We start from the raw sequence: 13,685 nt of genomic DNA, 5'->3' as shown, positions 1-13,685 counted from the left end.
TCTAATGTGGCGGAGAGATAGGGATTTGAACCCTAGATACGCTACAAACGTATGCCGGTTTTCAAGACCGGTGCTTTCAACCACTCAGCCATCTCTCCGTAAGTGCGGCGCATAATACGAGGCTAACTGATGCTTGTAAAGCAGATTTTCAAAAACTCCGTTTATATGATTAAACCTTAAGCAATACAGCGTTATTTAGCAGTTTCGCCCCCACAAGGAAGGCGCTCTTGCCACTATCCAGCACGCAGCCTAAACCGAGAACTTTCTCATCTCTTGGTTCAGATCATCCACCTGCGCCTTGATAGCCTGCGAAGTCTGATTGGCACTGTCACAGTTACTCGACACATCGGCGGCAGAATCAGACAACTGGTGAACTAAATCTGCCAGTGATTGAGAAACGTCGGACTGTTGCTCGGTCGCGATTGTCATATCACTGACTTTATTGGCCACATCGCCCATATAACGAATAGTGTCTTGAAGCATGGTATTAGCCTGCGCGGTGTGCTCCGTGCCTGCCTTGACCAGCGATTGACTATCATTGATAACCTTCACCACTTGCCCGGTTGAGCTCTGGATGGCATCAACAATCGCATTGATTTCGGTCGTTGATTCCGTCGTTCGTTGCGCCAGCAAACGTACCTCATCGGCTACTACCGCAAATCCACGGCCTTGCTCACCTGCCCTCGCCGCCTCTATCGCTGCATTGAGCGCCAGCAGGTTAGTTTGCTCGGCAACACTTTCAATCACTTCGGTAACCCGCTCAATACGATCACTCTCGTCACTCAGGTGCTGAACCATTTCGCTTGCCCGGCCGATAAGAGCGTTAAGCTCATCCACCGTCTGTTGGTTTTGTTCCAATGCTTTTTCACCGCTACCAAGCAATACAGAAGATTGCTTCAAATCATCCGATGCAGCCTGAGTATGCTGCGCCGTTTCACTGGCTGTTACCGACATTTCCTCAATCGCCGTAGCCATTGAGCGAATTTTCTCAGCCTGGTTGGTTGCCTCGTTTGCGGTGCTGCTATTGTTCTCAAGCAATCGGTTCATGCTTGAATCAACGTCTTTGGCCTTATCCGTGACCCCGGTCACCAAGGCCGACAGCGATGCTGTCATACGATTTACCGCATCCACCAGCGATGTAATCTCATCGTCCCCCTTATTCTCAAGTGCTTTCCCTGAGAAGTTGCCGTGAGAAATCTCTTCGGCCCTCTGGCCGACCAGGGTGAGTCTCGAACCGATGCTACGCCCCAGCCAGGTAGCAATAAGCAACGAACAGACACAAGCAATAATCGCCACCGCGATCAAGGTGGTGATCACCCGTGACACACTGTCGCTGATAGCCATACCGCCCTGCTGGGCATTCTCCTGCTGGGCAACAACGATTGCATCGAGAAGCTTGGTGAACTGGGCCGCAGCCGGTCCGGTCTGCTGCGCCATCATATAGTTGGCTTTGTTCCACTCCGGGGACTGACGCAAGGTAATCACCTGCTCGGCTAGCGGCAGATACATTTTCTGCATATCCTCAAAGATCTGCCACAGGCTTAAATCGCTATCGCTGAGCAATGCCAGATGATTATTGACTTCGGCAACCGACTTGGCATGCTTCGTCATCAGCTCTTTGTACTTATCAAGATGATCCTGGTTACCGTCAAACAGATAATCACGCAGTGCGCCCAGCGCGTTCGATAGCGAGGTATAGCTATCAGCATAAAGCTTCATGAGCCTTTTCCGCTCACCACCAAATGCATTGTTCTCTTCTTCGTTTATCAGTCCTTGCAGCTGATCAAGTGCTACTTCAGCAATAGGAGCGGCCTCGTTGAACATCAGGGCATGAGCCGGGAGGTTGTCTGGCGTATGGCTAATATCAACGATAGCCTGCTCACTTTCCATCAGTGCCTGCCAACTCTGCCCCACCTTGCCATACTGTTCATCGGTCAAATGGCTCTTAAGTTCGGTTAACTGGCGTTCAACAAGGGCAAAGGTATCTGTGAGCTGCTGCCTAAGTACCTGACCGGAAGCTTCATCCCCGCCCTGCAGCATATAGGCCCTCAGCACCAATAAAGAAGACTGCGCAGACTGCTGAAGCGAACGACTGGCATCCACCGTCGGCAAATCCTCATTGAGCAGATAATGGGCGTTGTCTTCGACTTGCTTGATTTGTTGGTAAAGGATAACCGCTGCACATAAAAACAGTGCGGTAATCAACAAAAAGCTAATCCTCAGCTTTCTGGCGATAGAAAATTTCATAGGTACTACATCCATGTCTAACCAAGAAAGGTTAATATAATGTTAAATCAGTCAATAATAAATAATCCATGCGGATTAATCGCTACTAAGTGGTGAAAAATCACACAATGAAATTTAAAAACAAATAAAATGAAAGGCTTACTTCTACCTCATACTTTGTTTCTTTACACTAGTGCAACTTCATCAAATTAATAAGAAATCAGTAACATAATGGTTGTATGACATTTAAGCGTCTGATAGCTTAAAGAACATGAACGAGAGAATTTTGCGCCAAACTTCAATGATGCACATGCCTTCACAGCGAATGCTGCGAGGGATGGGCTGCTTGTTCTAACAAACCATAAAAGCAACACCATTCCAATCATCACAAACTGGAATGGTTCGTTGGCAAAATAGGTGTCTGTTCCCTTCCGGTTTTGAAAGTTAACCCAAGGAGACACACTGATGACCTCTTTTGTAACCACCCCTATTTTCTACGCCAATGGCGATCCGCATCTCGGCCACGCCTATAGTGGGATCATTGCCGACATTTTCCATCGCTTCAGGCAACTATCAGGGCAGCAAAATATATTCATTACCGGTACCGATGAACACGGATTGAAAATCGCTTCTACGGCACAATCAGCAGGAACAGATGCCACAGAGTTTGTTGATACTAAAGCCGCTGTTTTCTCGGGGTTATGGCCGGAACTGGATATTCACCCCGATATTTTCATTCGAACAACCCAGCAAGAGCATAAAGATCATATCAGCGCTGTCTGGCAACAATTATTCGAGAATAACGATATCTATCTGGGAAAATACTCAGGGCAATACTGTGTTGCCTGCGAGCAATTTTACTCTCCTCGAGAGTTGGAAGGTAACCTTTGCCCGGTGCATAAAAGGGAAGTCGACACGGTTGAAGAAGAGACGTATCTGTTCCGATTGGAAAAATACCGCCAGCGATTACTGGAATACTATCTGACACACCCTAATCTCATTACCCCGAAACACTTTCAAGATTCTATTGTTTCATTGCTTCAAGAAGGCCCGCTGGAAGATCTCTCGGTATCCAGAATTAACAACGCATGGGGGATCAAAGTCCCTAACAATAACGAGCACACGGTGTATGTCTGGATTGATGCCTTATTCAGTTATATCACCGCTATCAAGCAAACAGGTAACGCTAACCAATCAATATCTCAGACGGTCCATGTCTTGGGAAAAGACATCTTTAAGTTTCACGCGTTATATTGGCCAGCCTTCTTGCTCGCTCTTGATCTGCCTTTACCTGAAAAACTGGTGGTTCATGGTTGGTGGACAATAAACGGGCTAAAAATATCAAAATCTAACCCGGAAACAACGATTAACCCCAATACCTTCAGCCACCTGCTTAGCTCTGATGGCCTTCGTTATGCGCTGGTAAGACAGAAACCTCTTTTCCGCGATGGCAATGTCGCCAGCGAAGAACTGACCGAGGTAGTTAATGCCGATCTTGCCAATAACCTTGCCAACCTGGTGAAACGAAATAACACCCTGGTATTGAAGTACTTTGATGGCCAATTGGAGGAAGCCATTAAACATTCCCTCGATGATGACTGTGAGCAGTTGCTGGCATCCTGTCAGCAGGAGCTTGAAAGAGCCATTCACTGTTACAAGGAATATGATTTATATCAGGCTACTTTAATCCTGAAACAAATCCTTGATCTGCTCAATACTTTCTTTCACCAGCGAAAACCTTGGCTTATCAGCAAAGGACAAGATAGCCAACATGTGAAAAACACCTGCTTTGTGGTAAGTAATATTCTTCGTCAGGTAGTGCTAAGCTACGCTCCTATAACCCCGAAGCTTTCGGGTAGTGTGCTGGCAGAGTTTGGTATTGATATCTCTAAGTGCTTATTACGCTCCAGCATTGAATTAAGCGCTATCAATATCAGCCAAGCCAATAGCCACTTTGCGAGAATCCACCACAATAAATAGAATGGTCAGTATTGTCAGGCCGTAAGATAGCAACATACTACGGCCTGATTATTGAATTAGCATAGGTAGAGAGATTATTTGCATAATCAGCTATTTACATATTAGCTTAATTTGTAAAACACTAACTATATGAATCGTCTGATTGCTTATACTCAACATTTATTATCTGGCTAGGTTTAACAGGAACAGTATAGAAATGCCATTCATCAGCTCTATGTCGGCGTGAACCCTCAATAATACCAGTTATTTCCGTTCTGAGTTTTTCATCAGTAAGATAATCAGTTCCGAAGGGATGATCTCCACTAAGAATTAGATTAGCTATACATAAATTCATACTATTACGATCACAGCCTTCACTCAGCAATATTGGAACCAAGTCTCTGAGGTACAGCTGCTTAAAGTTAAGGATTTCACCAGGATCTGAGTTTTTTATCTCAACAGTTAATCGTACTTCAGTCTGATCGAACATCTGAATACGTCGCCTTCCATCACTCAAGGTGCTTAACCGCCAAGGCTCTATAGTGAACAACTCATCATACTTTTCAAGTGCCACATCAAATTCACGATCTCTTCCCTCTATGAGTTCAGCACCTACCTGTAAGCCAAGAGATTCAGGACTTGTATTCGTTGTTAGTGAAATAACAGGATTCCCTTGACAAGGGTTCTTACCTAACCTTATTCCTTCTTTAATAATGTTTGATAAAACATCTTTTCTAGTAAAATGATAATAAATGGCCATTTGTCACCCTAGTAATTAGCTATTGCCTCTATAAGTACAACGTAACACAAGGAAATTGACCATAACAGCATGTTAACTAAGGTATTAACCGCAAAATATGCCACCTCTAAACTAACAGATGTAACGCTGATTTGTAGAATTAACATCAATATTCAGGATATTCTAATAACCCGCGAAAAGACATCTTCTATTTCGCGATACATTCTTTCAGGATCGCCTTCATAACGACGTGAAAAGTGGAACGGCATTAGCTGCTCAACATCGGCTGCAGCGGCGATTTCACCGCATGCAGTAGTCGTCAAATGACCGTTATTAACTGCCCGAAACTGATCATCCCGGGAAAATGCGGCTTCACATATCAGTGTACCGGCATTGTGTGCCAAAGCTATCAGCTTGTCCCTATTTTGAATCGTATCGGCAAGATCTGTGGCATATACGAGCTTTTTACCTGCCTGCTTATAAAGCAGTGGACTTGCCAGCTCCCCTACCAGCCGGTTTTCTCCATTAGGTAATGTAACCAAGAGTCCATGATCACCCGCCATATAGGCGTACTTGAGTTTGCCTAACCAGGGGCCAGGCTGTAACTCAAGATCTGAGAGAGCTTCTTCACTAACAACAACAGCAGACACCGGCTCGTAAGCATAAGCCAGCACAGGCGTACCATGATCCAGCTCGACGGCGCGTACCAAAAAACGCTCTTCCTGGTGAATGACACCGTCCTTCACTCGCCTATCTGGCATCACGACCATTTCTTCCGATCCAGCCCTAAGGCAAAAACAGCGTAAGATCTCTCCATGCAATTCGGCAATATTGAATTCTGGACCGTTATCACCAATACGATCCCACAGGATACCGCTAAGCATACCGGCAATATGTCGTGCCAAGCCCGGTGGGCCATACAAGGTACAAGAGGCGGGGGCGCCTAGCCGAACGCGAAGCAATCCCATAAAGCCACCAATATGATCAAAGTGGGCATGAGTGATAAAAATATGGCTGACATTATGAGTATGTCGCATGGGAAGCCGTGAGGTATTGCCAAGATCAAACAACAGGCAGCGCCGACTCCAGTTGGTTTTGAGCAATAACAGGGGATCTTCGAACAGGCTATTTACCAATTCTGCTGTGATATCTCTGCGGCGGATCTGAGTACTGCTAACTGACTCTCGATGGTCTGATGCATACACTAACGAAGAACCTTTAAATGCAGTTGTATCTGACTTTGGCTTCTTCCTGTGATTGACCGTCACCAGTTTCTGCCCCGGTAAATGCCATGCGTCACGCAGCAATAATTGAGAGGGTAAACGCCCCACCTTATGACACCGCAACCTAATATTCTCCTTCTCCAGCTCAAGCACTTCGCCCATACAGATCAATCCGTCTTCGTCACTCAGACTGATCAGCCTGCCACACCATTTCTCCGGGTCTTCAATCGGTGGAGGCGTACCCAGCACAGCAACGCTATCAATCGGCAAAATGGTTTCCTCTGCACCGTCCATATAGGAATCCCACAGCTGTGTACGCCACGTTAAACGCTGAAATCGGCCGGGAGCACGAGCATCTTCTGAGCTTGAAATCCATATAACAGGGAGGTTGATGCTGCCAATCTCGGGCTCCAGGTCAATTGAGCCGTCCTGATTGTCGTCCAATACAACCAGTACCGTTGCAGCCGTCAGGTTTATCAACGTGGTTAGCAACTCTGCCGCCGCCACTCCCCTAGTCATCCCTGGCGCATCAATAAGCAAGGAGTGCTTTATGGTGGTCCTTAGCAGCAAGCGATTCACCGCCTCTGCCAGCGGTAAACGAAAACGAGCAGCATCCAGGCTACACAAAGCTTCGAAGTCGGCTAACCGCCACTGGCCATCTCTCCAGACGCCGATGTTAACCGCTGCCGGCACACCGAACTTCGGTGACCCGGGATCTGCACTTAGGCAAACACACGACTGATCAGCAACACTCAATCGCCTTGCCAGTTCGGCCGCCAGATAGCTTTTACCGGCACCGGTCGGGCCGAACAACAGAACTCGCTCATGCTGCTTTGATAATGTTTGAAATAGATGCTCCACGCCTTGCGCATATGAAAGTTGCTGTTGCGGTAATACCATAACCAGATCCACTATAACTTGACGGTCGACTAACCAACCTTTGTTATAAGTATAATTAACCCTTGATATTGACTATCTGCCGCAAGGTATGGACCACCTCAACCTATATCGACACCGACGGCGGCGGGTATGATAGCTTTCATCGCCGAAATAACACTGCCAATTGTCGCCCCTTTACCAAGGTGGACATCAGGCATTCCGGCAACATGATGATATATAAAGGATAAACAGTAAGCACTGGCATAGTATTCGCATCGTTGCGTCATTACGCCCAGCAACTACTCTACACATTATAGGCCTATATAACATGGACCTATATTTCTTATTATTTTTGAGATATTTAGAATAACATCACCGAATATCATTATTAAACAGCATGAAATAAACACTTTTTCGTCGCATATCTATTTCTTAATGAAATGAGTAATTTATCATTGCACCATAATGTGAATTATTGATACTATTTTAAGTAGACAAAGAGAGCCCAGCATTAAAATGGCGATAATCTTAAGCGCCATCATATGCTTATTTAGTCTAACAAGAGACAGGCTAAATAAGCATTTTTACTTAAAATACAAAATCTTGGGCTGATATTAAGTATTTACTTACAGACTATGCAAGGGATGCAATATGCTATCAAAGCTATTTGGTCGCACAAATAAGAAGAATAAAAAGGACAACGTTGCCACTTCTAATAAAGTGAGAAAAAGCAACTTGGCCACTGTTCGCTGCATTCATTCTAAAGATCCGGTAAAGCAAATAAAACCAAATGCATATATTCATGTTGGCCAACACAAAGCGGTAACCATTTGTTCTAAGTGTAACCGTACGGCTATGGCATCTGCCCAGTCTGACTTAAAACCATGCCCGGATTGCGGTGGAAAAGTACTGCGCGGAACAGGACGCAACGTAGACGAATTAGCAAAATTTGTTGCCAAATGGGAGCACAATCAATGGGTTTTCTCAACTTCCAGCCCGCTTCCTCCCTATCTTGATAAAAGCAAAAAATGGAATTTCTACCTGTAAATCATCAACAATTACTACGTTAAAGTTCTTTCCAAGTTTATAAACTTTACTGAAATGTACGCTATGCACTAATAAAAGGCATATCATTCCCCCTGACATGTAAGCTATCATCTTTTGATTTAGCGCTTACACATCTATTATCAATAGATGCAGCTGATTCCATTTCACTTACATTATTAAAATAAAGCACCAACGCCTCCACACAAAGCGGATCAAGTTTATTCCTTTGAACCATTTCATTTAGCTCATAAAGCGCATCTTCAACCGACCATGCTTTTTTATAAGTTCGTTCACTTGTCAGAGCATCAAATATATCTGCAACGGTAACAATGCGTGAAAATATATTAATATCACTAGCTTCTAATCCATTCGGATATCCTGAACCGTCAAGCATCTCATGGTGGGCTCCTATAATATGGCGGATCATCTGATAGGCATCATGCTGCCTGACTTTACTGTCGCAAACAGCATTGACCATTTCCAGGCCATACTCAACATGCCGCTTCATGACAGCATACTCATCGGGCGTTAAAGGCCCTGCTTTCAGCAGTATGTTATCGGGAATGCCTATCTTGCCGATGTCGTGCAACGGAGAAAACTTGATGAGGTAATACATTTCCCGGTCTGTAATCTCGACAGTGTTGGCGACATGGGAAGATATTATACGTGTTAGCTCCATCAACCGAATACAGTGCAGCGCAGTCCCTTTGTCCCTGATCTCAGAAGCTTTATCAGCAAACTTACTCAGCGACACAATCTTGTCGAACATGATCCTTTCTAGATAGATGCCTGTTTGTATCTCTTCAACGATATCCCTCAACAACGCCAGCATTTGTTCGTCAAAGTATGATTTTCTCTTTGAGTTAAAGAATATAAAGCCAAGAAAATCACCACTAAAGAAGACTGGAATGGTATAGGATGAGAGCAATTTGTTCTTCAGAATCCATGCGTTTGCCCCGTCCTTTTTACCTTCAAGGTAACAGGAGTAGTCATCGACTACTCTGGGTTTTCTAGTCTGCACTAATTGACTCAGTGACAACGAGGCGTTGAGTCTTTTGCTATGATGACTAAGGGAAACACTTCCCACCGTCGAGTCGACATATGTACGAATATGCTCCTCATCAAGCAAAGCAATCGAAATCCGGCTTAGTTCGCTCAAACCAGAATCCAATAGTTTCCTGTGGAGTTGCCTAACAGTATCCTTAAGCGTCGTCACAATAGCCTCAGTAGTCACTTAAATGCTGTGCAATTGTAATCATTTAGTGACAAATAGAAAGAATAACTATCACAAATTTATCAATTTGTATCGACTTCATTCACCCCGTAAATAGATATTGCTCCACAAGCTGTGAAAAACAGGATGAGTAAAACAATTCGATAAATCCAGAAATAACGTATTGACAGCCAGCAGCCTTAATTCTATATTTCCATACATATCGAAACATCACTTCTTACTAGGCAATGGTTATGAGTCCTGAAATTATTACGATGATAAAAGAAGCGGCAGACATGTTTGTGTTCCTAGCCGCAGAGCTAACTATTCTCTTTCTTGTCGTTAGCTACCTGGTTGGTATTTTGCAGGAGTTCCTAACTCCCGAGAAAATCCAGTCAATCCTAAGTTCGCGCAAAGGCAAGGGTTATGTGATTGCAGCACTGCTGGGTGCGATTACGCCATTCTGCTCTTGCTCGACGATCCCTTTCCTTAAAGGTCTGCTTCGAGCCCGCGCAGGTTTTGGCCCGATGATGGTATTCCTGTTTGGCAGCCCGTTACTAAACCCTGTCATTATCGGTCTGTTCGTCGTGACCTTCGGTGTCAAAGTCGCGGTTTTCTATTTCCTTGTTGCAATGGTGGTGTCGGTAACAGCAGGTTTCGTACTGGAAAAACTGGGCTTCGAGCGATATGTGCGTAAAGAAGCTTACGAGACAGCAGATAGCGGCTCTAGCTGCGGTACATCTTGCGGTGAGGCAGCTCCTGCATCTTCTTGTGATGATGCCAAGCCTGCGGCAGTATCTAGTTGCGCTACAAAGTCGGCGCCGGCAACAACATCATGCTGTGATTCAAGCGCATCAGTCGAAGTCAATGCGTGTGGCGAAGCGGTGCTAACCGTCAAAGAAGAAAGCCGTTGGATACGTGTATGGCGTGCAACATGGAAGGACTTCAAACAAGTATTTCCTTACTTGCTTGCGGGTATCTTACTTGGCTCGTTCATTTACGGCTTCATCCCGACGGACATGATTGCGAAATATGCAGGTGCCGCTAACTGGTATGCAATTCCTGTTGCCGCGGTAATTGGTATTCCTCTGTACATTCGCGCAGAAGCGGTTATTCCGCTAAGTGCTGCGTTGGTTCAGAAAGGAATGGCTCTTGGCTCAGTAATGGCATTGATTATCGGCAGTGCGGGGGCAAGCTTAACCGAGGTTATCTTGCTGAAGTCTATCTTCAAAAACCAAATGATAGCCGCATTCCTTACCGTTATCCTCGGTATGGCAATCGGAGCAGGTTACCTGTATACCTACCTATTTGGTTAATCCTGCCAGTATCTAACCATCGACGCCTCTCTTAAGGGAGGCGTTTTAATATCTATCGGCTAAACACTACAACGAAGATGTGCCCTCTAGTAAGCCACACCTATACGCTGATTTGGGTAATTGCCGGCCTCTAGCTCGTCAATTATTGCAACAGCATAGCCACTCACGGAAAAGCAGTGGCCAGCTCATCCCTTTGCTGACTGACTACACCATTCCAAACCATTCACTTTGGGCTGTCTACTTATCGAGAAGCTATCAGCTCCCTGTTGTTCGCCAATTCATCGATTATATGGCCGAGTGTTGGAGAGAAGATATAAGATCAAGTAGTCTTTAATAACTATCGAACACTTCAGCGAAGTAATAACAATCACCCAAAGCCAACATATATTGCATACGATCACACTTTGTCGTCTACACAATTAATTTAAACTGCATGCAATCATTTTATAAATTACATTTCTCTGTTGCATTTATTTTTCACCCATACATAAAGTGATCGCAGCAATATTTTAAGGATATGCAATTTGAAGATATAAAACCTTAAAGGCATTCTTTTGGTGAATATTTTTGCCTATCAACAAAGAATAATTATGAATAATAAAACTATATTAGCTTTATCAGTGGCTTCTGCGTTACTTACAGGATGTGGTGGAGGTGATAGTCAGTCACCAAAGACACAACCGAGTGTAAGTACCTTTAAAGTATCAGGTTCAGCGTTTGATTCTGATTATATTAGCAACGCAGCCGTTTGCTTAGACTTTAATATCCTGCAGTCTTGCGAAAGTGGCTTCACGACAAAAACAGATACAAACGGTAATTTTGAATTCGACGTGCCAGAGTCGTATCTTAACCAATTATCTCGTGCAGTTGTAACTGTTGAAATCGAGCCAAGCTCGGCACCAACAAAGTCTGAAAAGTCATCGGAAAGCACAACGACACCAAGCTACCAGACACTTCTAGCTCTCTCGTCAGACCGACAATCTGTATATATCTCACCTTTTACGACTCAGGTAACCGATAAAGTTATTTTGAAAGGTGCAAGACAAGGTCAGGATATTGAAGCCGTTGTTGCTCAGGTGATCCCCGAAGTAAAAGAAATGAACAAAATGTCTGCTGTATCAGACAAAATCTTGTTCGGCAATTATCTGGGAACGCAAAACAACATTGTAACTGCGATCGTTTCAAAGGCAGAGAAAAGTAAACAATGGCGTAAGCGTACTGCTGAAATAAGGAAAAAACTGAAAAGTGATCCTGCCTATTCTGAGTGGCAAACAATAAAACCTATTGTATGGAATGTGTACCAATACGCGTACCATACCAGTGAGTACATTGAGCGTTATGAAGAGTATGTATATTTATCTAAACTCGTAAATGGAAAAACCATCGAGCGATATGAAGGACAGCAATGGCTATTAGATGGTTCAGGTCAACAGGATTTGTCATCCAAGCTGCAAACTTACCAAGAAGATAAAATTTGGACAGATGATACGTTAAAAATACATACCACTTGGGAATTTGATTACAACCAGGACGGCAGTTTTGACTTGAAAGGCGAAAAACTTACCAACGGTAACTATCAAGTCAATGAGCAAGGCGAATTGTCGATTTCTCAGCTAGAGCTTTACAACGAAGGTGACCCGTCTGCAGAGGGTGGTGCGATCCAGAAGCGTGAATATTGTAATAACTTAGATCTCTCTGCTGAATTAGCCAAATACAAGAAGGGAGAGGATCTCGACACCTGTGTTGATATGGTCCAGATACGCGAGTTTGGCAACCATAAAGATAAAGTAAAAGGCTTTGTCTCCACAGATGCCATGTCAGAGTATAAAAAGCCGAATGATGATATAACCCAGCCTATTAACACTGACTACATTGCCTATTTTGAGAATCGAGAGTTTTACTGGACGTTAGATGGCGGGCAAGGAACCAATATTTATAAAGACTGGGATGCCAAGAGTAAGTCATCATTTAAACTAGACAGAAGCCCATTTAATTCTCTAAGTGAAAACTATGTCGATGCAGAAGGCTACCTTCATCGTCTAGTTAGTGACCCATTCTGGCCTGGACCTTCTCAGAAAACAGATGAGAATGCCTCAACAATTAAGTTACTTGGTCAATGGAACCCAGTTAGTTGGGGGAAATATGCTCCGGGATTCGCTTCCGAAAAGTTTGACAATAGCAGCTCATCGGAAACGTATGACATTGTTATTTCCCCGACCGATCACTCGCAACAGTGGGATAATAACCGTCAGGACAATGTGACACTGAACTTACCGTTCCTGGGTGAGAACAACCAGCCGGTACCTGTGGTAACAGTGAAGCAAGCTTGGGATGAATCGCGCAAAGTCATGACAGCAGATACTAAGTTCTTCCCGATTACACCAGATACAAATCATACTTTGACCGCAGATTTAGGACCAAAGACAACGGTATCTGTGGATACATCTGTTCAATATTCAGAGAAAGTACAGGGTCTTGATACTGCAGAGCAAACTGTGTTGGTTGATGAGCAGACTCATTTAAATAACATGCCTGCATTTTCACAAAGCTATTTCAATGAAACAGTAAAATGGACAGTTACAAGCTCCAACTTATCTTCAGAGTTAATGAACCTATTGTTCAACAATGGTAATAACTTTGCATTTTCAACGAGTACAGTTGCTGACTATACCGCCCTTAATGCATCTTTCTGTGGCGGCAAAAATCTTAACAGTGTGGCGATGGATTTAACCCATAATATCGGTGGTGATATCGTTGCCACTGCCTACTGTGAAGATGGCAGTGTTGATAGTCAGTTTGGTGCGAGTAAGAGTATGCCTGGTCAGTACTTGTTACGCATGACCGACCAACTCAATACCGACGGTATATTCAAAGCTGATCTTCTTATGTGGAAACAGGGAGAAAACATCTATACCGACACACCGGATGCTTATCAGCTGGAATTTACACTCACTAAATAGGCTAGCCTGAGCAAACTGTGAGCCCTAATAAACAAGCCAGCATTTCTGCTGGCTTGTTTGCTAAAGGCACCGCGAGATGAGGTAGGTCATATAAACCTGTTCTGCCTCGTACTACATGGTGAG

At 44.2% G+C, this 13,685-nt stretch carries 9 protein-coding genes, 1 tRNA gene and 1 pseudogene; 5 read left to right on the top strand and 6 right to left on the bottom strand.

Going from position 1 to position 13,685, the window contains the following annotated elements:
• Positions 1–7 precede the first annotated feature (7 nt).
• Positions 8–98: transfer RNA gene (locus EIZ48_RS04285), tRNA-Ser, on the bottom strand.
• Positions 99–249: 151 nt separating this feature from the next.
• Complete coding sequence (locus EIZ48_RS04280) at positions 250–2,247, bottom strand: methyl-accepting chemotaxis protein (protein WP_160648857.1); 1,998 nt, start codon at positions 2,245–2,247, stop codon at positions 250–252.
• 444 nt (positions 2,248–2,691) lie between these two features.
• Between EIZ48_RS04280 and metG the strand changes: the two genes are divergently transcribed.
• Complete coding sequence (metG, locus tag EIZ48_RS04275) at positions 2,692–4,206, top strand: methionine--tRNA ligase (protein WP_160648856.1); 1,515 nt, start codon at positions 2,692–2,694, stop codon at positions 4,204–4,206.
• A gap of 121 nt (positions 4,207–4,327) precedes the next feature.
• Here the strand turns inward: metG and EIZ48_RS04270 are convergent, their stop codons facing one another.
• The 3 genes from EIZ48_RS04270 to EIZ48_RS04260 form a co-directional block, all read right to left on the bottom strand.
• Positions 4,328–4,945: a hypothetical protein gene (locus EIZ48_RS04270; protein WP_160648855.1), complete on the bottom strand. Its 618-nt coding sequence runs from the start codon at positions 4,943–4,945 to the stop codon at positions 4,328–4,330.
• Between the two features lie 152 nt (positions 4,946–5,097).
• Positions 5,098–7,047, bottom strand: a complete 1,950-nt coding sequence (locus EIZ48_RS04265) for an MBL fold metallo-hydrolase (protein WP_160648854.1) — start codon at positions 7,045–7,047, stop codon at positions 5,098–5,100.
• A 98-nt stretch (positions 7,048–7,145) separates the two neighbouring features.
• Entirely contained in the window at positions 7,146–7,313 is a 168-nt protein-coding gene (locus EIZ48_RS04260; protein WP_275690352.1) for an RtcB family protein, read from the bottom strand.
• A gap of 364 nt (positions 7,314–7,677) precedes the next feature.
• Between EIZ48_RS04260 and EIZ48_RS04255 the strand changes: the two genes are divergently transcribed.
• Positions 7,678–8,073 (top strand): hypothetical protein, encoded by a 396-nt coding sequence (locus EIZ48_RS04255; RefSeq protein ID WP_160648853.1) that lies wholly within the window; start codon positions 7,678–7,680, stop codon positions 8,071–8,073.
• A gap of 61 nt (positions 8,074–8,134) precedes the next feature.
• Here the strand turns inward: EIZ48_RS04255 and EIZ48_RS29895 are convergent, their stop codons facing one another.
• Positions 8,135–9,289: an HD domain-containing phosphohydrolase gene (locus EIZ48_RS29895; protein ID WP_160648852.1), complete on the bottom strand. Its 1,155-nt coding sequence runs from the start codon at positions 9,287–9,289 to the stop codon at positions 8,135–8,137.
• Positions 9,290–9,540: 251 nt separating this feature from the next.
• Between EIZ48_RS29895 and EIZ48_RS04245 the strand changes: the two genes are divergently transcribed.
• The 3 genes and pseudogenes from EIZ48_RS04245 to EIZ48_RS04235 all read left to right on the top strand — a co-directional run bounded on the left by EIZ48_RS04245 (position 9,541) and on the right by EIZ48_RS04235 (position 13,562).
• On the top strand, positions 9,541–10,602 hold the full coding sequence (locus EIZ48_RS04245) for a permease (protein WP_160648851.1): 1,062 nt from the start codon (positions 9,541–9,543) through the stop codon (positions 10,600–10,602).
• A 130-nt stretch (positions 10,603–10,732) separates the two neighbouring features.
• Positions 10,733–10,936: pseudogene (locus EIZ48_RS29365) on the top strand (hypothetical protein); the annotation flags it as partial.
• A 256-nt stretch (positions 10,937–11,192) separates the two neighbouring features.
• Positions 11,193–13,562 carry a hypothetical protein gene (locus EIZ48_RS04235; protein ID WP_160648850.1) on the top strand — a complete coding sequence of 790 codons (2,370 nt, stop codon included), beginning with the start codon at positions 11,193–11,195 and terminating at the stop codon, positions 13,560–13,562.
• Positions 13,563–13,685 lie beyond the last annotated feature (123 nt).

It is taken from the genome of Photobacterium alginatilyticum, assembly GCF_009910675.1.
Lineage (GTDB): Bacteria > Pseudomonadota > Gammaproteobacteria > Enterobacterales > Vibrionaceae > Photobacterium > Photobacterium alginatilyticum.
The sequence above is the reverse complement of the archived record's forward strand: the minus strand, read 5'-3'. Positions and strand labels throughout refer to the sequence as shown.